24 protein-coding genes are annotated in these 24,749 nt (G+C 42.6%); 3 read left to right on the forward strand and 21 right to left on the reverse strand.

Annotated elements, in window-relative coordinates; genetic code table 11:
- Positions 1–164: 164 nt before the first annotated feature.
- From hemG to pepQ, 4 genes are read right to left on the reverse strand one after another with little or no spacing between them, the layout of a single operon-like run.
- Entirely contained in the window at positions 165–689 is a 525-nt protein-coding gene (hemG, locus tag PR709_RS15960; RefSeq protein WP_004924740.1) for a menaquinone-dependent protoporphyrinogen IX dehydrogenase, read from the reverse strand.
- Positions 690–705: 16 nt separating this feature from the next.
- The gene (gene trkH, locus PR709_RS15965) at positions 706–2,157 is read right to left on the reverse strand and encodes a Trk system potassium transporter TrkH (protein ID WP_004924738.1); all 1,452 of its coding nucleotides are present in this window, start codon (positions 2,155–2,157) and stop codon (positions 706–708) included.
- 27 nt (positions 2,158–2,184) lie between these two features.
- Positions 2,185–2,799, reverse strand: coding sequence for an IMPACT family protein (locus PR709_RS15970; RefSeq protein WP_004924737.1), 615 nt, complete (start codon positions 2,797–2,799; stop codon positions 2,185–2,187).
- Positions 2,799–4,133: a Xaa-Pro dipeptidase gene (pepQ, locus tag PR709_RS15975; RefSeq protein ID WP_014656855.1), complete on the reverse strand. Its 1,335-nt coding sequence runs from the start codon at positions 4,131–4,133 to the stop codon at positions 2,799–2,801. Before pepQ ends, PR709_RS15970 begins: the two co-directional genes overlap by 1 nt.
- Positions 4,134–4,390: 257 nt before the next feature.
- Between pepQ and fadB the strand changes: the two genes are divergently transcribed.
- Both fadB and fadA read left to right on the forward strand, forming a co-directional pair.
- Positions 4,391–6,583 carry a fatty acid oxidation complex subunit alpha FadB gene (fadB, locus tag PR709_RS15980; protein ID WP_004924732.1) on the forward strand — a complete coding sequence of 731 codons (2,193 nt, stop codon included), beginning with the start codon at positions 4,391–4,393 and terminating at the stop codon, positions 6,581–6,583.
- A gap of 4 nt (positions 6,584–6,587) precedes the next feature.
- Positions 6,588–7,754 (forward strand): acetyl-CoA C-acyltransferase FadA, encoded by a 1,167-nt coding sequence (gene fadA, locus PR709_RS15985; protein ID WP_014656857.1) that lies wholly within the window; start codon positions 6,588–6,590, stop codon positions 7,752–7,754.
- Positions 7,755–8,092: 338 nt separating this feature from the next.
- Here fadA and fre read toward each other — a convergent pair whose 3' ends face one another.
- From fre to pepE, 3 genes are all read right to left on the reverse strand, one after another.
- Complete coding sequence (gene fre / locus PR709_RS15990; protein ID WP_014656858.1) at positions 8,093–8,794, reverse strand: NAD(P)H-flavin reductase; 702 nt, start codon at positions 8,792–8,794, stop codon at positions 8,093–8,095.
- Between the two features lie 10 nt (positions 8,795–8,804).
- Positions 8,805–10,277, reverse strand: a complete 1,473-nt coding sequence (gene ubiD, locus PR709_RS15995; protein WP_036941968.1) for a 4-hydroxy-3-polyprenylbenzoate decarboxylase — start codon at positions 10,275–10,277, stop codon at positions 8,805–8,807.
- A gap of 114 nt (positions 10,278–10,391) precedes the next feature.
- Positions 10,392–11,117 (reverse strand): dipeptidase PepE, encoded by a 726-nt coding sequence (gene pepE, locus PR709_RS16000; protein ID WP_036941971.1) that lies wholly within the window; start codon positions 11,115–11,117, stop codon positions 10,392–10,394.
- 168 nt (positions 11,118–11,285) lie between these two features.
- On the opposite strand from pepE, the gene rfaH reads away from it, so the two are divergent.
- Positions 11,286–11,777: a transcription/translation regulatory transformer protein RfaH gene (gene rfaH, locus PR709_RS16005; protein ID WP_004924724.1), complete on the forward strand. Its 492-nt coding sequence runs from the start codon at positions 11,286–11,288 to the stop codon at positions 11,775–11,777.
- 92 nt (positions 11,778–11,869) lie between these two features.
- Here rfaH and tatC read toward each other — a convergent pair whose 3' ends face one another.
- From tatC to otnI, 14 genes are all read right to left on the reverse strand, one after another.
- A complete protein-coding gene (gene tatC, locus PR709_RS16010) occupies positions 11,870–12,643 on the reverse strand; it encodes a Sec-independent protein translocase subunit TatC (protein ID WP_004924722.1) in 774 nt (257 codons plus the stop codon).
- A gap of 3 nt (positions 12,644–12,646) precedes the next feature.
- Positions 12,647–13,195 carry a Sec-independent protein translocase protein TatB gene (tatB, locus tag PR709_RS16015; RefSeq protein WP_004924720.1) on the reverse strand — a complete coding sequence of 183 codons (549 nt, stop codon included), beginning with the start codon at positions 13,193–13,195 and terminating at the stop codon, positions 12,647–12,649.
- Positions 13,196–13,198: 3 nt separating this feature from the next.
- Positions 13,199–13,492, reverse strand: a complete 294-nt coding sequence (gene tatA / locus PR709_RS16020) for a twin-arginine translocase TatA/TatE family subunit (RefSeq protein WP_004924718.1) — start codon at positions 13,490–13,492, stop codon at positions 13,199–13,201.
- A 113-nt stretch (positions 13,493–13,605) separates the two neighbouring features.
- Positions 13,606–15,240, reverse strand: a complete 1,635-nt coding sequence (gene ubiB / locus PR709_RS16025) for a ubiquinone biosynthesis regulatory protein kinase UbiB (protein ID WP_004924714.1) — start codon at positions 15,238–15,240, stop codon at positions 13,606–13,608.
- The gene (locus tag PR709_RS16030; protein WP_004924712.1) at positions 15,227–15,880 is read right to left on the reverse strand and encodes a ubiquinone biosynthesis accessory factor UbiJ; all 654 of its coding nucleotides are present in this window, start codon (positions 15,878–15,880) and stop codon (positions 15,227–15,229) included. Before PR709_RS16030 ends, ubiB begins: the two co-directional genes overlap by 14 nt.
- Before the next feature lies 1 nt (position 15,881).
- Positions 15,882–16,637, reverse strand: a complete 756-nt coding sequence (gene ubiE, locus PR709_RS16035; RefSeq protein WP_004924710.1) for a bifunctional demethylmenaquinone methyltransferase/2-methoxy-6-polyprenyl-1,4-benzoquinol methylase UbiE — start codon at positions 16,635–16,637, stop codon at positions 15,882–15,884.
- Between the two features lie 76 nt (positions 16,638–16,713).
- Positions 16,714–18,069 carry a DNA recombination protein RmuC gene (gene rmuC / locus PR709_RS16040; protein ID WP_004924708.1) on the reverse strand — a complete coding sequence of 452 codons (1,356 nt, stop codon included), beginning with the start codon at positions 18,067–18,069 and terminating at the stop codon, positions 16,714–16,716.
- A 104-nt stretch (positions 18,070–18,173) separates the two neighbouring features.
- Positions 18,174–18,704: a DedA family protein gene (locus PR709_RS16045; protein ID WP_004924706.1), complete on the reverse strand. Its 531-nt coding sequence runs from the start codon at positions 18,702–18,704 to the stop codon at positions 18,174–18,176.
- 69 nt (positions 18,705–18,773) lie between these two features.
- Positions 18,774–19,556: a tyrosine-protein phosphatase gene (locus PR709_RS16050; RefSeq protein WP_004924704.1), complete on the reverse strand. Its 783-nt coding sequence runs from the start codon at positions 19,554–19,556 to the stop codon at positions 18,774–18,776.
- Between the two features lie 213 nt (positions 19,557–19,769).
- Entirely contained in the window at positions 19,770–20,525 is a 756-nt protein-coding gene (gene udp / locus PR709_RS16055) for a uridine phosphorylase (protein WP_004924702.1), read from the reverse strand.
- A gap of 258 nt (positions 20,526–20,783) precedes the next feature.
- Positions 20,784–22,160, reverse strand: coding sequence for a GntP family permease (locus tag PR709_RS16060; RefSeq protein ID WP_004924699.1), 1,377 nt, complete (start codon positions 22,158–22,160; stop codon positions 20,784–20,786).
- A 10-nt stretch (positions 22,161–22,170) separates the two neighbouring features.
- Complete coding sequence (gene denD / locus PR709_RS16065; RefSeq protein WP_004924696.1) at positions 22,171–23,130, reverse strand: D-erythronate dehydrogenase; 960 nt, start codon at positions 23,128–23,130, stop codon at positions 22,171–22,173.
- A gap of 55 nt (positions 23,131–23,185) precedes the next feature.
- Positions 23,186–23,953: a DeoR/GlpR family DNA-binding transcription regulator gene (locus tag PR709_RS16070; protein WP_004924695.1), complete on the reverse strand. Its 768-nt coding sequence runs from the start codon at positions 23,951–23,953 to the stop codon at positions 23,186–23,188.
- A 12-nt stretch (positions 23,954–23,965) separates the two neighbouring features.
- Entirely contained in the window at positions 23,966–24,745 is a 780-nt protein-coding gene (gene otnI / locus PR709_RS16075; RefSeq protein ID WP_004924693.1) for a 2-oxo-tetronate isomerase, read from the reverse strand.
- Between the last annotated feature and the right edge of the window lie 4 nt (positions 24,746–24,749).

Consider the following 24,749-nt stretch of genomic DNA (forward strand, 5'->3'; position numbering starts at 1 on the left):
CCGATTTCTTTTCTAACCTGACCACCGAAGCGGTTTGTCGTGACAACGGATGCGCATTATAGGGAGTCAGAAAATTCTAGCAAGTGTTTTTTAAACTTTTTAATTCAACCGATGAAACATTAAACAAATCGTTTAAAAACACCACTTATCGTTAAAGATATGAGCTATAAACAGTCAAATTCCTGTGTAAACTTGCTCACTTTTTCCCAGTCCGTATATTCTATCTCTGTATTTGGGTCGGTTGGCCCATCTGTCATTTTCATAATAAGTCGAATCATCGTCTTATCGAACCAACCATAACGTGGATAGAACAATGCGCCAGCAAATACTGAGCTTAGTGTTGGTTGCCAAGGGCTTTTCTCCAGAAACTTGCGCGTATAGGCATTCGTTTCAGGAGTATCTTTGCCTTCTTTGCGCGCAGTTAAGTTCACACCAAAGAAAGCGGTTTTCATTGTATTTAATTGGCTTTGATGAATCGTTGCGAACCGCATCAGTGCTTTATTGAAGTGACCATAACGAATAGACGCTCCAACTAACACCTTTTCATACGATGTAATATTGATATTTTTTTCGCTATTTAAATCTCGAATATCACATTGGCGCCCTACACTTCGTAGTTGCTCCGCCATTTTCAAAACAATTTTTTTAGTTTGTCCATCTGTGCTCGAATGCAAAAGTAAGTAACTCATTCTTGATCCTATCTTATTAATCGCGCCAGAAGGTTGGCGTGAATAACACTAATAATGTAAAGACTTCAAGACGACCGAACAGCATAGTCACTACCAGTATCCATTTCCCTGCTGGGTTCATCGATGTAAAGTTATCAGCGACAGTGCCAAGGCCTGGCCCTAGGTTATTTAACGTTGTTGCGATAGCTGAAAAAGCAGAAAATTCATCGACACCCGTTGCAATTAATAGAAGTAAACTGACGATAAAAACGAGCGCATATGCTGAAAAGAAGCCCCATACCGCTTCGATGATCCTTTCAGGTAAAGCTCTTTGCCCTAACTTTATGGTGTAAACGGCATTTGGGTGAACAAGCCTTTTTAATTCCCGAGATCCTTGCAAAAACAATAGCAAGATACGGATAACTTTTAATCCGCCTCCTGTTGAACCAGCACAACCGCCAACAAATGCGGCACATAGAAGAAGCATCGGCAGGAACAAAGGCCATCCGGCAAAACTATCTGTTGTAAAACCTGCAGTTGTTGCCATTGAGACAACTTGGAAAAATGCCTGATCTAATGTTTGCCCAAAAGAGCCATACACTGAGTGATAAAGTAAAACCAGTGTACAGATAATGACGAGGGCTAACTGGAAGCTAATGAATGTTTTAAATTCAGGATCGCGCCAATAGATACCTAAGCTACGCCCAGTAAGCACGGCAAAGTGCAGACCAAAATTACAACCTGAGATAATTAAGAAAACCGCAATAATGGTATTTATCGCTGGGCTATTGAAATACCCCACACTCGCGTCATGCGTTGAAAAACCACCAATCGCTATTGTAGAAAAACTATGAGAGATGGCATCAAACACATCCATACCTGCTATCCACAGCGCAATCGCACATACAATCGTCAGCAATACATAGATGAGCCAAAGGGTTTTTGCCGTTTCTGCAATACGCGGTCGCATTTTATTATCTTTAAGCGGCCCAGGCATTTCAGCACGGTAAAGCTGCATTCCCCCAACACCGAGTAATGGCAGGATCGCCACAGCAAGTACGATGATCCCCATCCCACCTAACCACTGTAGCATTTGCCTATAAAATAAGATGGCTTTCGGGAGCGTATCGAGCCCAGTTAACGTTGTCGCTCCTGTTGTGGTTAACCCAGAAAAGGATTCAAAAAAAGCATCGGTTATGGAAAGGTTTGGCTTTTCAGAAAAAATAAAAGGTAATGCCCCCACACTTCCTAGCACGGTCCAAAACAAGACGACAATAAGAAACCCTTCTTTTGCTTTAAGTTCATGCTTGCTGTTGCGCGTTGGGATCCATAACAGTAATCCGAGCACTAAAGCCGTAACAAACGTTTGACTAAATGCTCGACCTGCTCCATCACGATAAATAAGCGCAACAATACCCGGCACAACCATGGTAAAAGAGAAGATAATAACGAGTAGCCCGACAATACGGGTTATTGCACGAAAATGCATTCGGCAGGTTCCTTGCTAACCAATTGACTATTCAGATTCAGGTATGAGTTCTAAAGCCCCGCGACTCATATCGCGTAATTTATCATTGACTTCTTGCTCTAAGGTAGCAGGAATTGCAATTCGTAGGGAAACAGATTCGTTATATTCACTGTGTAAAATCATCCCGTTGACCTGCGTAACTAGCTGCTCAACCGTATTAATAAATGCATAATCACAAACTAGCTGGAAAAATTTTTGCGGTACTTTTGTTTGTGTTGGTAATAACTTAAGTGCTTGCTGAGCACCATTACCATAAGCTTTAACTAAACCGCCTGTCCCTAGTTTGATACCACCAAAATAACGTACAACAACACAGGTGATCTCCCCAAGATTGCTGCCGAGCAATTGTGCCATTATTGGCTTTCCGGCCGTTCCTGTTGGCTCACCATCGTCGGAAAAACCTAACTGCTGAGAATCATCTGGGCGCCCTGCAACAAATGCCCAGCAATGGTGCCGAGCATCTGGGTATTGAGCTTTAATGGATTGAATATACTCCTTTGCGGCATCAATACCTTCTGTATGTGCAAGATAGGTAATAAAACGGCTTTTTTTAATTTCTTCTGTATAACAGATAGATTCAGCCGGTATTAAATAAGGTTTCATTACGGTAGTTGCAAATCTCGCGTCATATTTTCAATCCGATTATGATGAATGATGATGTTATCTTCAATACGAATACCCCCATAAGGTTTGAACTGCTCAATTTTTTCCCAATTAAAGTGTTGAGCAAATTCGCCTGAGCGCCAAGATGACAGTAACGATTCGATAAAATAAAGGCCGGGTTCAATAGTCAGCACCATTCTTGGTTCCAGTACGCGAGTGCAGCGAAGGAAAGGATACATTTTCGGTGCAGCAAGCAGTGTGCCATCTTCATCCTGCATAAAACCAGCAGCATCATGAACTTGTAAACCTAGAGGATGGCCTAACCCATGGGGTAGGAATGGCGTGGTTAGCCCTTGCTCCACCATAGTTTCTTCGCTAATTCCCTTAATGATTGAGTGTTTTTTCAATAGTTTAGCAATTCGATGGTGCATATCGACATGGTAATCGGTATAACGTACACCTGCTTTGATGGTATCAATCAAGGCCAACTGTTCTTTATTCATATCGGCAACAAGAGCAGCAAACTCACTTTTGCCTTTTGCGGCATAAGTACGAGTTATATCAGCAGCATAGCCGTTATACTCAGCCCCTGCATCAATCAGAAAGCTTCTTATTTCATTCGGTGCTTGTTGCTGTAATTTAGTGTAATGCAATACGGCTGCATTTTCATTGAGTGCAACAATATTTCCATAAGGTACATCTGTATCGCGATGCCCTGTCGCTTGTAAGTAACTGATGTTGATATCAAACTCACTCATGCCTGCTTGGAAAGCCTCGAATGCCGATAAATGACCATTTACCGCCATTTTTTGCGCTTCACGCATGCAATACATTTCATAATCTGTTTTATAAGAACGATGGAAATGATAGAAATCAACGACAGGTTTTGGGTTAATATTTTGTAGGCGAATACCCAGTGATTCCGCTCTAGCTTTAGCAGAACCAATATAGGCAATATTTTCTTTAGGTATATTCGCTAAAAACTCACTAATATCATCTGCATTTTTTAAATGAATAAGCTCAACTTCTTTGGTCCAAAAGCTATTTGGTAATGGCTCAACGCTGTGCCAATAATCAACGGGAGAATAGAACCAAAGTTTAGGTTTATTCACACCATCCACTAATAACCAAGAATGTGGAACATCGGTGACAGGCACCCATGCTTTAAAGTGAGGATTCACTTTGAAAGGATAGTCGCTGTCATCAAGAAAAATACGTTGAGGTTCACCCGAATGAATCAGTATGGCGTCTAGCTTGCTGCGTTGTAAGACCTGCTGAGTTGTTGTTTGCAAAGTTTTAATATGGTCAGCGTAGAGTGCAGTCAGTTTTTCCATTTCATTCAACCTTTCAGTTTTATTAGAAAATCCAAGCTTAGCACGTTCTTGAATTGACTGGTATGCAATCTGAGGGGAAATCCACTTAATCAACTGATTATTAAATAGAATACTATTTTCCCTCTCCTATATTTCACTTATTTGCTGTGATCAACGTTCCAGTTTTGTTATCAATTATTTGCATTCCCTTAACATTCTAGTCACACTCAACTCTATCTGGTCGTACCAGATGATAAAATCATCATAAGGAGAACGGCATGCTTTATCAAAGTGAAACAATCTATGTTCAATGGTTGAAAACAGGTATTGCAGAACTCGTTTTTAACTCGCCTGGGCCAATAAATAAATTGGATACTCATACCGTTGCTTCACTTGATGAAGCAGTTGCTGTACTTGAACAGCAATCAGGCCTATTAGGCGTTATTCTAAGATCTGACAAGCCTGCATTTATTGTTGGGGCAGATATCAAAGAGTTTCTTTCACTTTTTGAAGCACCAGCAGAGACCCTAAGCGAGTGGTTAGGCTACGCAAATGGTATTTTTAATCGTATCGAAGACTTACCTGTTCCTACTCTTAGCGCCATTAATGGGTATGCGCTAGGTGGAGGCTGTGAATGTATTCTTTCTACTGACTTACGTATTGCTACTCCAGATGCGCGTATTGGGTTACCTGAAACGAAACTCGGTATTATGCCGGGCTTTGGCGGCTCTGTTCGTTTACCTCGATTAATCGGTTTAGATAGCGCCCTAGAAATTATTACCGCAGGCAAAGACATTAGTGCCGCAGAATCACTCAAATTCGGCTTGGTTGATGCCGTTGTTGAGACGGACAAACTTGTAGAATCAGCCCTTGCCCTCATTGAATCAGCAATCGCAGGAGCGATTAATTGGCAGCAAAGACGTCAACCTAAGTTACAACCATTACAACTTAGCCCTATTGAACAGAGCATGAGCTTTAATGTTGCAAAAGGTATGGTGTATAAGGTTGCAGGAAAACACTACCCCGCCCCTATGACGGCAGTCAATACCATTGAAAAAGCAGCCAACTGTGCTCGTACTGAAGCCCTAAAACATGAAACAGCAGCTTTTGTTCCACTTGCTCATAGCGATGTTGCTCGCTCATTAGTTAGTATTTTCTTAAATGATCAGCAAGTTAAATCAACAAGCAAACAGCTTTCTCGTCACGTTGAAGCGCCTCAACATGCCGCAGTACTAGGAGCAGGAATTATGGGAGGTGGAATAGCCTACCAGTCCGCAAGTAAAGGCGTTCCTGTGCTCATGAAGGATATTAATGAAAAATCTTTAGATTTAGGCATCGAAGAGGCTCATAAACTATTAAATGGTCAATTTGAGCGCGGGAAAATCAATGCCTCAAAAATGGCGAAAACACTCGCATCGATTCATCCTTCGCTTTCTTACGCGGGTATCGAAAATTCACAAGTGATCGTGGAAGCGGTCGTTGAAAACCCCAAAATTAAAGCCGCTGTGCTGACGGAAGTTGAAGCATTAGTTAGCCCAGAAACAATTTTAGCGTCTAATACGTCGACCATACCGATTACTGAGCTAGCGAAGTCGTTAAAACGTCCCGAAAATTTTTGTGGTATGCACTTCTTCAACCCTGTGCATCGCATGCCGCTTGTTGAGGTTATTCGTGGTCAAAAAACCTCAGAGGATACCATCGCCAAAGTCGTCGCTTACGCCAACAAAATGGGTAAAACCCCCATTGTCGTTAATGACTGCCCTGGTTTCTTCGTCAATAGGGTTCTTTTCCCTTACTTTGCAGGTTTTAACTTACTACTACAAGATGGTGCGGATTTCAGAGAAATCGATAAAGTCATGGAAAAAGAATTTGGCTGGCCGATGGGACCTGCATATCTTCTTGATGTAGTTGGTATTGATACCGCATCCCATGCAGAGCATGTAATGGCACTAGGGTTCCCTGAGCGCATGAGTAAAACAGGCAAAAATGCTATTGATGTTATGTTTGAAGAAAAACGGTTTGGGCAAAAAAATGGCAAAGGCTTTTATCAATATGAAAAAGATAAAAAAGGAAAGCCAAAGAAAGTTGATGACCCCGCCACAGATGCATTACTCGCCTCAATCAGTCAAGGCAAGCGCTCATTTACAAAAGAAGAGATCATTGCACGTATGATGATCCCGATGATCAATGAGGTCGTTCGTTGTTTAGAAGAGGGCATCATTCAAAGCCCTGCCGATGCAGACATCGCTTTAGTTTACGGCCTTGGGTTCCCTCCTTTCCGAGGAGGCGTCTTCCGCTACTTAGATACCGTTGGCACACAATCTTATGCTAAGACAGCGGAGACCTATGCTCAGTTAAGCCCTCTGTATCAAATTCCTGCGGGTCTCAAAGAAAAATCTCAGGCCAATTCCAGTTATTATGCGAAGCCACCTGTAGTGGCAATTGATATTAAAAAAGTTGCGAGAGGCTAATAGTATGGAAAATGTCGTTATTATCGATGGAATACGTACACCAATGGGGCGTTCAAAGGGCGGTGTATTTCGCCATGTCCGAGCGGAAGACCTCTCAGCACACCTGATGAATGTGATTTTTGAACGCAACCCTAACGCAAGCAAAAAAGAACTCAATGATATTATTTGGGGCTGTGTGCAACAGACCCTTGAACAAGGGTTTAATATCGCTAAAAACGCTGCGTTACTGACTGATATCCCACATACAGTTCCTGCGGTCACAGTTAACCGTTTGTGTGGCTCTTCAATGCAAGCTCTGCATGATGCTAGCCGACTTATTATGACAGGCGATGCAAACTCAGTCTTAATTGGTGGTGTGGAGCACATGGGTCATGTTCCCATGACACATGGTATTGATTTCAACCCTAAATTAACGTTACGTGTCGCAAAAGCGGCTGGTGCAATGGGCCTAACCGCAGAAATGCTGGCTAAAATGTACAAAATTAGCCGTGAGGAGCAAGATGCGTTTGCCCTTAGATCGCACCAACGTGCTGCCCAAGCCACTAAAAATGGTCAATTTAAACATGAAATAGCGCCCGTAGCTGGGCATGACAGCCAAGGCAATCTCTTTGCCGTGGATTATGATGAAGTTATCCGTTTTGATGCAAGCCTCGAAAGCCTAGCATCATTGCGCCCCGCCTTTGACCCCGTAAGTGGTACCGTCACGGCAGGTAACTCTTCTGCCCTTTCAGATGGGGCGTCAGCAATGCTCATCACAGGCGAAAGCTACGCTAAAGAACGAGGGCTCAAGCCACGTGCCAAAGTTCGCTCAATGGCCGTTGTTGGCTGTGATCCTTCAATCATGGGCTTTGGGCCAGTTCCTGCTACAGAGCTAGCGCTAAAACGCGCGGGGTTATCATTAGCGGATATCGATATTATTGAATTAAATGAAGCATTTGCCGCTCAATCCATTGCCTGCTTAAAAGGGCTGAAACTGCCAGAAAGCCTTATTGATGAAAAAGTCAACCTTAATGGCGGTGCTATTGCATTGGGCCACCCTCTGGGTTGTTCTGGGGCAAGGATTACAACGGCATTGCTCAATCAGTTAGAGCTGAAGGATAAACAATTTGGCCTAGCAACAATGTGTATCGGATTTGGGCAAGGCATTGCCACGATCATTGAGCGTGTATAGTGTGTCTATACCCTAAGTCGTTCAAGCGCATGTTTGCCAAAAGGATAAGCTCAAAAACGGTATTATCTGAGCAATGCCAAACAGCTAAACCTGCGCCAATTGAAATATAAAGGGTATAGCCGCGAGTTGCCGTAGTGTTGTTGTATGTTGTCAACATTCCCGCCTAGTCAGGGGCGGGCTTTTTCTTTTTTGCCACTTGGTTTATCCATTTGGGCAAAGTTTAACTGACAAGTTACTGTCTAAAACAACCAATCAATGTCATCACCAACAAGGAAAGTGGCACATATACGCTCAATCATGCCACAGGCCATCGATTCAAATATTCAGTAAATTATCATTTAAATAAACTCGTAGGCATCACCAAATAATTGTTCAGGCTTTGCATTACGCTCTGCACAAAAACGTTCTCTGGCGATTTTTGCCATTTCAAAACGCCCTGCTATGTAAATATCATAGGAGGACAAATCACCAAAATCTTCCAATACCCCACTTAAAACCGTTCCTGAGCGCCCTCTCCATTGTTCATCCGGTTGTTCAACGATAGGTATCACTTTTAGATTAGGATAACGTTCACTAAGCGCTTGCAGCTCTCCTAAGTCGTAAAGGTGCTCTAGCTGACGCCCCCCCCAGTAGAAGGTAATATCTCTAGAAGGGTTTTCCATGAGAGCCGCGAGTAGGATCGAATGCGTGTAAGAAAACCCCGTGCCCCCTGCAACTAAGATCATTGGGTTTTGGCTATTTTCTCTAAACCATGCCTTGCCATGTGGGATATCAATATCGATGCGGCGTTGATCTAAAATTCGATCCATCACCGCCATGGCATAAAGATTGATTTCTGAAGCGCCAATATGTAATTCAATTGTTTCGTTATTAGCAGGTGTAGATGCCATTGAGAATGGGCGCTTATCACGCTCATCCATGATCACCATAAGGTACTGACCTGCTTTAAAATGAAAAGGACCATCCGGCAACAAAATAACCCGATATACTGTGTCAGTTATGGACTCAACAGATGTGACTTTACAGCTCAAAGTTGCCATGGCTCCCCTCTTATTTTTCAAAAATATTCAATTGATCCCAAATATCATCAATTCGCGACTTCACTTGTTCATCCATAACAATTGGCCTACCCCATTCCCTGTTTGTCTCACCGGGCCATTTATTTGTTGCATCTAGCCCCATTTTTGACCCTAGACCAGAGACTGGTGATGCAAAATCAAGATAATCGATAGGTGTATTTTCCATCATAACAGTATCACGAGCAGGATCCATACGAGTGGTTATCGCCCAGATCACATCTTTCCAGTCACGCGCATTGATATCATCGTCACACACAATAACAAATTTTGTGTACATAAATTGACGGAGGTAAGACCAAACACCCATCATGACGCGTTTTGCATGGCCTGCGTATTGTTTTTTCATCGTAACAACAGCAAGACGATATGAGCACCCTTCTGGAGGAAGGTAAAAATCGACGATTTCTGGAAACTGCTTTTGTAAAATAGGTACTAGGACTTCATTTAGGGCTTCACCCAGTACGGCAGGCTCATCGGGTGGCCGGCCTGTATAGGTAGAATGGTAAATCGCATCACGGCGTTGAGTAACATGGGTTACCGTAAAGACAGGGAAACTATCTATCTCATTATAATAACCAGTATGATCACCATAAGGCCCTTCCGGCGCGAGCTCACCAGGTTCAATGTAGCCTTCTAAGATAATCTCAGCGCCCGCAGGTACTTCAAGATCATTCGAGATACATTTAACGACTTCCGTTTTATTACCACGTAATAAACCGGCGAACGCATATTCAGACAGCGTATCAGGAACTGGAGTCACCGCACCTAGGATAGTTGCAGGATCCGCACCAAGCGCTACTGCGACAGGGAATTTTTCCCCCGGATGCTGTTGGCACCACTCTTGAAAATCCAGCGCACCACCGCGGTGAGAGAGCCAACGCATGATCACTTTATTTTTCCCCAACACCTGTTGGCGGTAAATACCCAAGTTTTGACGCTCTTTATTAGGGCCTCTTGTTACCGTTAATCCCCATGTAATCAGCGGCGCAGCATCTTCAGGCCAGCAGTGCATAACAGGGATTTTGGTTAAATCGACGTCATCCCCCGCCCAAATTTGCTCTTGGCAAGGGGCTGAGCTTAGCCGTTTTGCTGGCATGTTGAGTACCTGTTTGAACTTAGGTAATTTATCAAACAGGTCACGAAAACCTTTCGGTGGATCCGGCTCTTTTAGAAAAGCAAGCAGCTTACCAACATCGTGTAGTGCCTTGATATCTTCCTGCCCCATTCCCATCGCAACACGTTTGGTTGTGCCAAATAGGTTGCACAAAACGGGCATATCATAGCCTTTAGGGTTTTCAAATAATAAGGCAGGGCCCCCTGCTCTAAGCGTGCGATCAGCTATTTCCGTCATTTCGAGGTAAGGGTCGACTTCCATCGTAATACGTTTTAGTTCGCCTTGCTTTTCAAGCTGGGCAATGAAGTCTCTTAGGTCACGGTATTTCATTGTCATCTTTTACTATTACAGAGGGAGTCTCATTATAAGACGTCCGGCCAAGGTTACAAGTTACCCATAAAAACTATTCATAATCAATATGGTTATAGTCAAAAACATCTTATTTTACTGGCAATCGAATGGAACCAATGTTTTTAATGATAAAGTATCAAACTGTTCAGGGAATGATTGGTTGTGCTGAAAGAGTTTAAAACCTTCATTTTTACCACTGAAATAAGTCAATGTGTTGCCTTTAATCTGTAATCCACTACCTTCTCTCAGTGCAACCACGACTTCATGAGGGTTGATGACACAAAACTCTTGTAATCGCTCATCTCGCGTTTCCCCCATATGACCTGAGATATGAGAATCGATATAGTGGGGATTTATCTGTACGGGAAACAACCCCAAAGACGGCATAATCACCGCATTACTCACAGGCATATCATTGGTCGTACGAATACTTGGTGTAGCCACATTACAACCCGCACTCCAACCAATATAGGGAACATCACGCTCTTTAACCGCGCGCTGGATAGCAACAATCAACCCATTTTCATGCAGGCATTTATTTAACCACCATGTATTGCCCCCACTTACAAGGATACATTCTGCTTGTTCAATCGCTTCGACAGGGCTGGAAAAATGTTCAATTGACGTAACTTTAATACCTAAAGCTTCGCTTAATTGCTCTGCTCGCTCATCATGAGGATCCCGTAATATCGCATAAGGCACCAATACCGCTGATGTAATGTTCCTACGTGCGATCATTTCATGGATACGAGGTAAGGCATAACTTAGCCATACTGGATTGTTTGGAAGCTTACCGTTACTCAATAAAAAAATTTCCATGCTGTCTCCTAGATAACCTGTTATTACATTATCACTAACTATAATTTATTGATTTTTAGTTAGTATATATTTCTGATTCTAAATGCTATTCTTACTTTGTCGATTAGTCACATTTTTATACTTTAATTTGTTATGATGAGCATAATTTTGTTGTATTGGGTTTAAGAAATGGAAAAATGGCATCTGCTATATTGTAAACGTGGCCAAATTGATAGGGCCATAGAGCACCTAAATAGGCAAAATGTGATCTGCATGACTCCCATGACAGAAATAGAAAAAGTGGTTAGAGGAAAGCGAACAAAAGTACAAGAGCCGCTATTCCCTAATTATCTGTTCGTGAAGTTCGATCATAACGAAATCCATACCACTACAATACAATCCACTCGCGGTGTCAGCCATTTTGTCCGTTTTGGCCTACACCCCGCCATTGTACCAGACGAAATCATCGAACTTTTGCAACAAGCGCCCCTTGGGCATCTCGTCGATCCCGAAACGCCAACTCATGGTGATAATGTCTTGATTACCGAAGGCATTTTTGCAGGTATTCAGGCAATTTATGATGAGCCTAATGGTGAATCACGCTCAATCTTATTACTGAATATTTTAAATAAAAATGTGTCTAAAGTACTCGATAATACTCAGTTTAAAAAGCTATCTTAACCCACATAAAAAAACTGCACCTTAATTGGGTTGGCTACCAACCTGTTGAGTGCAGTTATAAATCGAGTTTTTATAGACTGAATAACGATAAATTAAGACTCTTCTTTCTCTTCATCGTCTTCTTCATTATTTTCCCGATCTCGCCGACCTTTACCCACATAAAAGTTAGATAAAAGCACACCAAGCTCAAACAACAGATACATTGGCACGGCAAGTAACGTTTGAGAAAGTACATCTGGTGGCGTTAAAAACATCCCCACAATAAATGCACCGACTAAAATATAAGGCCGTTTGCGTTTTAGTGATTCAGGGGTTGTGACGCCGGTCCAACACAACAGAATAATAGCAATCGGTACTTCAAAGGCCGCACCAAATGCCATAAATAAGGTCATTACAAAACTGAGATATTTACTAATATCAGGAATGAAATTGACGCTATCCGGTGTTGTTTTGACAAAGAAACCAAAGGCTAATGGGAAGACAACAAAGTAAGCAAAAGCCATCCCTAAATAGAAAAGGAAGCTACTAGAGACCAATAAAGGCAGCATCAGCCGACGTTCGTGCTTATATAACGCAGGCGCAATAAAGGCCCAAATTTGGTATAGGATCACCGGTATCGAAATAAATACCGATACCATCATGGTCAGTTTAATTGGAGTGAAAAAGGTTGATGCCACATCTGTCGCACTCATTTGAGAACCAACAGGAAGCTTATCAATCAAAGGTGCGGCGACTAGCCGATATATATCATTTGAAAAGTAAGCTAAGGCAGCGAACACAATCAAAACCGTAATCAAACAGTTTAACAGCCGCTTCCTGAGTTCAATGAGGTGGCTAATAAGTGGTTGTGTATCATTTACAGCCATGTTCTATTTTTCGCTTTCTGTCTGATTAGGATTTTTTTTCTCTGTAACGCCATTTTGCTGGTCGCTGTCATTGTTTAGCGATGGCTTTGTCGGCTCATCGACGACAGCTGCCATTTTTGCTGCATATTCAGGATCAGGATCCGATTCAGACTCTGAAGGTTGCGAAGCTTTATTTTGAGCATCTTTAACTGCATTGTCGTAGTTATCAGTTAACTCTTTTGCTTTTTGTAGCTCACTTGCAACGCTCTCTGTTGTCGAGTGATATCCTGTTTTTAATGATTGTGCAGCTTGGCGAAGCTCATCCATAGATTGTTTCAGTTCAGGGGAAAGCGTTTCCATACCCGCTTTTTCCTGAACTTTTTTCAACGTGTCTTGTAACTCTTGCAATTTGAGTTCTTGTGACAATTCATTTTGCACATTGGAGGCTAATGAACGCATCGCACGGATCCAACCAGCAACAGTTCTCACTGCTACTGGTAGGCGCTCAGGGCCTAAGACGACAAGACCAATAACTGCAACAAGCAGCAGTTCACTGAAACCTATGTCAAACACGGTTTAACCCTGCTCTTTATTTTTGCTCTCAACTGGGCTGTCTTTCTTGTCAGCAGCCTGTTGCTGTTCTGTAATATTTTTAGGTGCAAAGTCAGCATCTTGTTTTTCTTGCTCTTCTTTTGCAGCCTTAGCAGCTTCATCATCGTTCATCGCTTTTTTAAAGCCTTTCAATGATTCACCTAAATCCGACCCCAGAGAACGTAATTTTTTGGTGCCGAAAATTAAAATAATAAGTAGAGCAATAATAATAAGTTGCCAAGGGCTACCAAAAGCGGCCGTTGCAATAGTTGATTCCATTGTTTATACCTCTGTAAAAGTGGGATCAATAGTTATTTATCCCATTATATACAACCTGCTCACAATACGGAAATATTCACAGGCTTATAAACTTGTCGCAAAACAAGGTTTACTTAACTTTTCCCCGATTTATACCAGCCTATAATCCATGATAACGCGCCAGCAGACATAAATGCTATAGCCATTCTATTTGAAGCGGAAATAAAGAATAAACTCCCGCAAAGAATCAGTGTTGCACCAATTCCTAATAGGTATTGAGACTTACGCTGTTTATTACGTTGCTGTTTTAATTGTTCTGACAATTGTTCGATATTGGACTGTAAGAACTTATGTTGACGCAAAGCACCATAAATTAAGTCTGGAATTTCAGGCATTTTCTCGGCCCAGTAAGGGGCTTTCTCTTTTAACGCTTGGGTAATTGCAGGAATACCGACTTGACTGTGTACCCAATCTTCTAAAAATGGTTTCGCCGTTTTCCATAGATCCAATTGAGGATAAAGCTGACGGCCTAAGCCTTCAATATAGAGTAAGGTTTTCTGTAGCAGTACAAGTTGGGGCTGCACTTCCATATTGAAACGGCGCGCAGTATTAAATAAGTTTAATAGCACATGCCCAAATGAAATTTCAGCTAACGGTTTTTCGAAAATAGGTTCACAAACGGTTCTGATAGCAAACTCAAAATCTTCAACGTTAGTATCTGCTGGCACCCAACCTGAGTCGACATGCAGCTCAGCGACCTTGCGGTAATCACGATTAAAGAAAGCAATAAAGTTCTCTGCAAGATAGCGCTTATCTTCTTTATTCAGTGAACCAACAATACCACAATCGATGCCGATATACAGCGGATCTTCAGGGTGCTCATAGCTGACAAAAATATTGCCGGGGTGCATATCTGCATGGAAAAAGCTGTCACGAAAAACTTGAGTAAAGAAGACTTTCACGCCCCTTTCCGCCAAGATTTTCATGTTTGTCCCTTGCGCTTTTAAAGCCGCAATATCGGAAACAGGAATACCATAGATACGCTCCATGACCATAACGTTTTCGCGACAATAATCGGCATAAACCTCTGGTACATATAGCATTGAGCTATTCTCAAAATTACGACGAAGCTGAATAGCATTAGCCGATTCACGTAAGAGATTTAGCTCATCGATCAAGGTTTTTTCATATTCACGAACCACTTCTTTAGGGCGTAGACGGCGACCATCAGGCAGTAAAGGCACCCAATTAGCGATACGATACATGAGTTTTACATCCGCTTTGATAACCGGCAGGATATCAGGACGGATAACTTTTAAAACGACTTCCTTACCATTCTCTTTGAGTTTTGCGGTATGTACTTGAGCAATCGAAGCTGACGCTAGTGCCTTTTCATCGAAATCATCAAACCACTGTTCGAGTGGGCCGCCTAATGATTCTTCAATGTAACGACGAGCCAGTTTGCCGTCAAAGCTAGCGACCTTATCTTGCAGCAAAGAGAGTTGGTCAGCGATAGCGGGTGGAAACAGATCGCGTCGGGTAGATAGCATCTGCCCAAACTTGATCCAGACAGGCCCCAATTCTTGTAAAGCTAAACGTAAACGCTCACCAAGCTCTTTGCCCTTATGCTGGTTTTTAATCCAAAAGAAACCAAAACGACCAATACGCAGCGGTAACGTCAGCTTTACTTTTGGGATGAGCTCATCCAAACCATACGAAAGGAATACCCGAATAATAAAGTAGAGACGTTTTATTTCACCGGGCGTCATTATACTCCTCCAACTGGCTCAATCGTTTTTCTAGCTCACTTAGTGAATCAGAAACTTGTTCTACTTCATCACTAAAATAAGCCAGTTCGAGTGGGTTTGGAGCCATTTTCCACTCTTCAAGCAGTGTGTCTTTGATATAGTTTTTTTGCCTGCATGCTAAATGTGAAGCTAAACTCGCGCCCTTGCGTAGTACTTGGCTAATACCTTGTGCCGCGACATCGCCTAAGTAAGGGGATAGATAGTGTGCAGGATCCCAAATTGCCATATCTAATAATGACGACCAATGCTGTACAACCTGCATATCACCTTCAATAACAATTTCACCACTATTGATTAGCTGTGATAACTGTTGTTTGTCTTTTAGCTTAATTAGCGTAAAGAGGGATGTTTTGATTGTACAATCAGCAGGCTCATGCCATTGGCTTAAAACATCGACATGGTTATCACTGAAAATCAACGTCAATGTTTTATTCAGCTCTTTCAAATCGATAGACATGACTTTACCCGCTAAGCGTGCTCTAGCGGGTTTTAAGACCGATTCTTTAAATAACATATGATTCAAACATGTTTCCATGAATGCCGTCATTAAAGAATATAACACTGTATTTTGGCTTTCAGCCTGTGCTGATGTGGCTTCCATCTTAGAATTTAAACCCTTTATGCAATGCGACAATACCACCTGTCATATTGGTATAGGAGACTTGTTCAAAGCCTGCATTTTCCATCATTGATTTCAGTGTTTCTTGGTCTGGGTGCATACGGATAGATTCTGCAAGATAACGATAGCTATCAGGATCCCCAACCACAGCTTGACCAATACGAGGTAGAACATGGAATGAATACGCGTCATAAGCCTTATTAAGCGGCTCAATTACAGGCTTAGAGAATTCAAGTACTAGCAGACGACCACCTGGCTTTAACACTCTGAACATTGAGCGCAAAGCTTTGTCTTTATCGGTCACATTACGTAGCCCAAAAGAGATGGTGATACAATCAAAATAGTTATCAGGGAATGGCAGTTCTTCTGCGTTGGCTTGAACATAGCTAACATTACCAACAATACCAAGATCACGTAATTTTTCACGTCCCATTTTTAACATAGAGTCGTTAATATCAGCGAGGATCACCTCACCTTTTTCACCGACAAGACGAGAAAACTTCGCGGTTAAATCACCAGTACCACCAGCAAGATCTAAAACACGTTGGTTACGACGTACACCACTGGCTTCTATCGTAAAACGTTTCCAGACACGATGAATGCCGAAAGACATTAAATCATTCATCAAGTCATATTTTGATGCTACAGAGTGAAAAACATTAGCCACAAGGCCAACTTTATCTTCTTTGCCTACGGTACGGAAACCAAAATCAATAGTTTCTTTTGATGGTTCTGTCATTTCTATTATGCCTGTTTATAATTCAAACTTTTGTAGGAAGTGTAACAGTCTTTGAGGTAAAACCCTATCAAGAAGTCTAAGATTCCGCACAATATGGCTTATCTGACTTTTCAACGAGCTGTGGTGAAATAGGCTGTTTTACCTCAACCCCCATTTCTTTAAAGCTTTCTGCCTGACTAATTAAATTACCACGCCCCTCAGCCAACCTTTTCATTGCGGATTGGTAAGCATTATCCGCTTTATCAAGGCTTGCCCCTAAAAGTTGCATGTCATCAACAAAAAGGCGTAATTTGTCGTACATTTTTGCGGCTTTTGCGGCAATTTCTTGCGCATTTTGCCCTTGGCGTTCATAGCGCCACAAATTGTTAATTGTTCGCACCGCCACTAATAATGTGGAAGGGCAAACTAACATGATATTCTGTTTTATACCTTCATCAAGTAGCTCAGGCGATTCTTTTAAAGCCAATAAGTAAGCCGGTTCAATTGGAATAAACATCAATACATAATCTAAAGAGCGTATCCCCGGTAGTTGATGATAGTCCTTATGACTTAGCATACGCATGTGATTACGAATTGAAGCTACATGGTTTTTGATAGCCTGAGTTTGTTCGTCAGGGTCTTCACTATTGAAATATCTTTCATAAGCGACCAGTGACATTTTTGCATCAACAATCACGTCTTTACCTTCAGGCAAGCGGATAATCACATCAGGCTGATAACGGCTGTTATAGCTGGTATTAATACTGACTTGTGTTTCAAACTCACTCCCTTTGCGTAAACCAGAAGCTTCCAAGATCCGCGTCAGAATGGTTTCTCCCCAGTTTCCTTGGATCTTGTTATCCCCTTTAAGGGCTCGAGTCAGGTTAACCGCTTCTTTGGTCATTTGAGTATTTAGCTGCTGTAACTGACGGATTTCATACGCCAGTGTATGCCGCTCTTTGGCTTCTTCACCAAAGCTTTGCTGTACCTGTTGGCGGAACCCCTCAAGCTGTTCACGAAATGGGGATAGCATGGCAATCAAGCTTTTTTGCTGCTGCTCTGATGCCCTACGCTCATTCTGCTCAAAAATTCGGTTGGCTAAATTTTCAAATTGAATCGTTAACCGCTGCTCACTGTTTTGCAGCAGGCGCTGTTTCTCTTCATTGGCTAGCTGGCTTTGCTCAAAACGTGTTGTGATTTCTCGTAATTCAGCTTCTTGCTCACGATTAATATCTCTGAGTGTTCGCAACTCTTGATCGAGACGTTCATATTCCATTTTCCACTCAGAAAGATGGATGTTTTTTTCATCACTGGCCGCAAGTTGACGATTAATGTGTTGGAGTTCTTGCTCTTTTTGGTTAAGTTTTTGCGCAATAAACAGCCAAACGGCTAAGCCGCCAATTAATATACCGCCAAGGGCGCCAATAACCCCATATAAAAGAGAGGTATCCACTGTTAAATCCTTACATGACGAGATCTAGGGTAAGGTAATCGGATACTGTATATCAGTCCAGAAGTAATTTAAAACAAGCCCTAAATTGCGAGACGATTCGCAGCTTAGCCCATCCACTGAGCTAGCCAACGTAATCCAAATGCACCTGGCGCTAATATACCAAATGCCCAAATCATCGCAGACACTAGGTTTGCCGCCTGAAAATAGCGTTTAGGCATTTTACAAATCCCAGCCACTAAAGGTACGACAGCTCTGAATGGCCCGAAGAAACGCCCTAAAAAGACACTCCATATGCCCCAACGATTGAAAAAGTGCTGTCCTCTATCAATCATTTGAGGTTTGCGAGAAATCGGCCACATTTTACGGACGTTATCTTTATAGTGAAAACCAAACCAATAAGAGAGCCAATCACCAAAAAATGCCCCTAACGTTGCCGCAAGCCATACAGGCCAGAATGTAATACCACTTTCGCCGATGAGGGCACCTAAACCTAACAGGATGACAGTTGCAGGCAACAGCAAAGATAAAAAGGCTAAAGATTCACCAAATGCTAGAAAGAAGATGATTGGCAGCGCCCATATTTCATGTTCACGGGTAAATTCGGTCACTGTATGGACGATTTCATTCAACGTCACAGCCTTTCTCCCTTATAATGGATTGGTTTAATACATTAACTAATATGTAATAAACCAATCTTAAACTAATTATTCGAGGAAATAACTTTGAAGTAAGCTTCTGCCAGCATTATCCAGTCCAAAATCACTCTCCAGCCATTTATCAATACTACCATAATGTGTTTTTATGCTATTTATGGCTGTCATAAGAAATTCTTCACGCACAGAATAGACATACTCAAACTTTTTCACCACACTGTCACTCATCCTTTGTGCATGCTCTTCCAATAAATGCTTACGGAATGGCGCGAGGGTTTCATTTGTCAGTAGGTAATCTTCCATGACGGTATCTAAGTCTGCACCCAGCGCAAATAGTACCAAAGCGGCGCCAACACCAGTACGATCTTTACCGACCGCACAATGCTGAACGATCCCCCCTTTTTCAGGCTGCTTTAACATACTCACAAGTTGATGGTAAGCAGGATTATTTAAAGGCAATAGCTCGTAAAGGCGCCCCATAAATATTTTAGGGTCAAACTGTTCAAGTGACTCTGGTGTCAGTTGACCTAAGTCGGCACTGACCTCCTTTGCCATAGGGTTCGCTGGGGCATTAACATAATGAGCACCATCCCAAATCATATCTGGTTTTGCTTTTGTTTCCGCCACATCACGGTAATCCAAGATTTGATAAAGGTTTTGTGATTGTAAAACGGCCAAATCCTCTGTCGTTAAATGGTTCAAAGCTCCTGAACGAAATAGCACGCCTGATTTTATTTTGTTGCCATTGGCTAATTTTTTTCCGCCGAGGTCACGGAAGTTAATTCCACCTTTTAACGGTAATACTGAAGGGTGTAAATAAGGTGTTTTTGTCATAATTATCGCTACCTATGATATTGATTATGACTAAAACCATAACAGATTATGACCGGAAAAAAATCAGAAAAAATACCCGCCGTTAAGCAGGTATTCATAAAAGAGTGCATTGAAATGTAATCAATATCGAAAAAGAGAAAGAAAACTGGGCTCGTCTACGGTTTATTCACAACCGAGCGAACATCAAAGTAAACGAGCCAGTAATAGGAGAAATTAAAGTAGACGACGCGCAGCTTCAACAACAATGCTTAATACATTGCTTTCTGTTTTCTTCAACAGTGCTTCGTCTGGAATTTCTTGTTGAGTACGGTTAACAATCACACCTGCAACCATACCCGCACGTAGGCCTTGGCTTGAGCACATGGTCAGCAACGTCGCTGATTCCATCTCATAGTTCATCACGCCCATATCTTGCCATTCTTTCATTGAACCTCTGAAATGGCGCATCACACGACCAGTATAGGTGTCATAACGCTCTTGGCCTGGATAGAAGGTATCCGATGAAGCAGTCACACCCACATGGACTGTTGCACCCGCTTCTTTCGCTGCATCATAGAGTGCATTCGTACAAGTAAAGTTAGCAACGGCTGGGTATTCCAATGGCGCAAAATGTTGGCTCGCACCGTCTAATCTTACGGCTGCGGTTGTCACTAACACATCACCAACATTAATATTTTCTTGAATAGCCCCTGTAGTACCAATACGCAAGAAAGTACGAATACCTAGCTGCGCAAGTTCTTCTACAGCAATAGAGGTTGAAGGACCACCAATTCCCGTTGAACAAATAATGACTGCTTTACCATCAAGCTCACCACGCCAAGAGGTGAACTCACGTAAAGAAGCGAGATGTACCGGATTATCCATCAGGCGTGCGATTTTTTCGACACGATTTGGATCACCGGGAACAATTGCAACGGTTGCACCCTGTAAGTCACTCTTTTTTAGCCCTAAGTGGAATACGTCAGACATATCAAACTCCTTTACACAATGGCATCATTGAATTTATACGTTGTGATTAATATAGCGGTAAACCCATGTCAATTTAGTGACCGTAGTCACTTTTAATGGAAATGATTTTATCTAGATTTCATTAAATGGTGATTTAGATCACAAATTAATTGTTTTAAATACAAATATGCAATCAGTATAGACGATATGAAAGAAAGTCACGAAAAAGCGCCCGAAGGCGCTTTGAATTATTGGCAGAAATAAAAGATAGTTTATCTATCAGAGAACTACATCAAGGATCAGAACGCCTACTAGACCAATGGCCCAAGCTATCGTTGTTGGGATAGACCAAACCATCATCTGTTGTCTAACGTCCTTAATACCCATCATTCGGTTAACAACCCAGTAGAGGCTGTCGTTGAAATAACCAAAGAACAGTGACCCCATTGTCGCAGCTTGAGCCGCAACAAGCAGATTGATATCAGGGATCTGGCTAATAATGGGAGCAGAAATCGATGCCGCTGTGATCATCGCGACGGTGCCCGAACCCTGAATTAAACGTACCAATGTGGCGATAATAAATGGGATCAACACTGGAGTGATTGGTAAACTCGCCACATGCTCCGCTAAAATATTCCCCGTACCACTGTCACGTAAAACCGCACCTAACGCACCACCCGCACCTGTTACCAGTAAGATGATCCCGGCTGACTGTAAGCCTTCTTCCATGCGGTCGATGACTTCTTCTTTCGTCGCTTTTGGCATCAGCGTATAAACGGCAATCAACACACTGATAGACAGAGCAATTATTGGTGCACCAAGGAATTCAAAGGTTTGGAAATACCAATTATTCTCCATCCCTTGAAAGGCGTCGGTTTTTAGCAATAACCCGTTGACCGCATTGATAAAGATCAACAAGATCGGTGTTACGATAGGTAATACAGATAAGAAGAGGCTTGGTAACGGCTTGTTCGCCTTTTCTTCCATATAGCGGTCGTGAATTTCTTTCAGATCTGCGTTGTTGCTTTCATCGGGCATAAACTCAGGGTATTTAACAGCTAACCACTTCGCGTAAAATACGATCCCAATAACGCAAGGGATAGCAAGGGTCATCCCCGTTAAGATCATGGCACCAATATCCACACCGAAGATCCCAGCAACCCCTAAAGGACCCGGAGTCGGCGGCACAGTGTGGTGAGTAACCACTAAGCCACCAGCTAATGCGACACCAAGTGTCAGCAGACTACGCTTACCATTTTTCGCTAATGCCTTCGCTAATGGGTAGAGGATCACGAATGCGGAGTCAACGAAAATTGGAATACTGACGATATAACCTGTGATAGCCAGCGCCCATTCTTCGCGTTTTTTCCCTAACCAACGAATAAAGCTATACGCTATTTGTTCAGCGGCACCAGAAACTTCTAGTACCCTTCCCATCATTACCCCGAGACCGATAACAATACCGATACCACCGAGTGTGCTACCAAAACCTTTTGTAATTACAGAGACGGTTTCTGCGGCGGTTAACCCACCTGAGATACCTGCAATAGCTGCTGCAATCAACATGGCAAGTAACGCATGAATACGCGTTCGCAATACCAAGAAGATCAGGACAAATATGGCCACCGCGAGGCCAATAATAGGAATATAGGACATAGCTTATCCCCTATTGCTGTGAGCCGTGGTGAGTGATGAATGAACGAATTGCATCAGCAAACGAACCATCTGCACGGAAACCAAGGCCTAAAGCACGGCTAATATCGAATTTACCCGGCCAACTTGCGACAATACGGTTAATGGCTTCATCCGGTTCAAAACGGATCAGATCAACCGCTTTTTGGCCTGCGACATCACGTAGAGCATCAATCATCCCTTGAACTGTCACAGTGATCCCCGGTAAGTTAACCGTACGAGACAAGCCAAATTGCTCTGCTGAAATGGTTGCAGCATGAATGAAATTACTGACAACCGTTTCTGGACTCGAGAGCCACAACGCAAGTTCAGGTGAAACAGGGCAAACACTCTCAACCCCATTTAATGGCTCACGAATGATGCCACTGGCAAATGAAGAAGCGGCTTTGTTCGGAACGCCAGGGCGCACACTGATTGTTGGTAGGCGTAACACACGTCCATCAACATAGCCTTTACGTGAATAGTCATTAACCATCAATTCGCACATCGCTTTTTGTGCACCATACGATGATTGCGGGTTAACCACACAAAGGTCGGTGATAACGTCAGGTAGTTCACCGCCAAATACTGCTAATGAACTGGTAAAGATAAACTTCATTGCAGGGTTTTTAGCACGAGCCACTTCCAATAATTGGCGAGTCGCTTCGAAATTTACTTTCATGCCTAAATCAAAATCGCTTTCAGCATGACTACTCACAATAGCAGCGAGGTGATAAACGATGTCGGTTTGCGCATCAATCAGCTTATCAGCGGCACCCGGCTGAGTTAAATCTGTTGCAACACAACTCACTCTAGCGTCTTCAATTGGCGATGTAGGGCACTGAATATCCGCTAAAACGAGTTGGTCAAATTTAAAACCCTGGCTGTTTTTAAGTAAAGCAGCGGCTAGCTGCTGACCCAAAAAGCCAGCGCCGCCTGTAATGATAACTTTCATTGTTATTCTCCTTGAATAGCCCTAATTTGAGCTATTCATCATTAGGTAAGATTATTTATGTCTTTATTAAATGAAGTTTTATATTTTGTTCTGTTATCCGCTGCACAGCATCGTTTGGTAGCTGATCATCACAAATAATGTCGTGCAATTGATTTAGTGGGCAAACACGGAACATGCCATATTTACCAAATTTGCTACTGTCAGAAACCAGCACACAGCGCCGAGCAACATCCAGTAATGTTTGTTTTATTTGTACTTTTTCTTCATGAGGCGTGGAAACCCCATGCAGTAAATCCCAAGAGCTAGTGCTAATAAATGCCACATCAACATTTAGGGTTTTCAGCATCATTGCGGCGGTATTGCCAACACACGAATGGTTACGTTTATCCACTTGCCCCCCCGTGTGATACAGATTGAGTTGTGATTTGTTCATCAAATACTGCATGATGGAAAAATCATTAGTCACAATCGTCAAATTAAACCGTTCACCCAGCACACGGGCTATCTCAAATGTCGTTGTTCCCGCATCGAGATAAACCACTTGCCCATCTTCAACGAGCGATGAGGCAAATTTACCTATTTCACGTTTGCTTCGGTGATGTAAACGCGCTTTCTCACTCCAAGGAAGCTCTTGGCGTAACGCATCGTTTAACCGAACACCACCGCTTATTGCAACGACTTTCCCTTCCTCTTCTAGCATGCGGATATCACGTCTTACCGTCATATGCGACACATTCATTAGCTCCACCAAGTCGTTAATCGACACGGTTTGGTACTCATGGACGTAACGGTAAATAAAATCACGACGCTCTGAAGGGATCATAGGCTCTCCTGTTTAAGACTGTGCTTGTTTCAGCCAACCTAAACCGTCTTCGGTACGACCTGCGGGGTGATATTCACATCCAAGCCAACCTTGATATCCCATTTCATCTAATTGTTTGAAAATCCATGGGTAATTGACTTCACCGCTATCAGGCTCATGACGATAAGGAACTGAAGCTATCTGAATATGACTAAATTTACCCCATAAACGCTCAATTGTTTTCAATAAATCACCTTCCATGATTTGGCAGTGATAGAGATCCAATTGAATAAACACATTTTCACGTGCGATCTTTGGTAGCAATGCCTCAGCTTGCTTTTGCGTAGTCAAAAAGTAACCCGGCATATCACGCGTATTGATAGGCTCAATTAATACACGAATGCCATGCTCAGCCATAATATCTGCGGCATATTGAATATTTTTAATAAAACACGCTTGCTGCTGTTCAGGGGTAAATCGGGCATCCAATTTACCTGCCATCGCATGCACCTGCTTACAACCCAACGCTTTGGCATATTTCAGTGCCGTCTGTACGCCTTGTGCGAACTCATCTTCACGACCCGGAATAGATGCCATGCCGCGTTCACCCGCCGCCCAATCGCCCGCTGGCATGTTGAACAGCGCTTGAGTTAAACCATATTTTTCCAACTGTTCAGCTATCGCTTCAGGTTGTTCTTCATAGGGGAAAAGATATTCAACGCCAGTAAAGCCCGCTTGTGCAGCGCGTTCAAAGCGCTGAATAAAAGGAACTTCGTTAAACATCATACTGAGGTTTGCTGCAAATTTAGCCATATCA

This window comes from Providencia sp. PROV267, assembly GCF_028477825.1.
Lineage (GTDB): Bacteria > Pseudomonadota > Gammaproteobacteria > Enterobacterales > Enterobacteriaceae > Providencia > Providencia stuartii.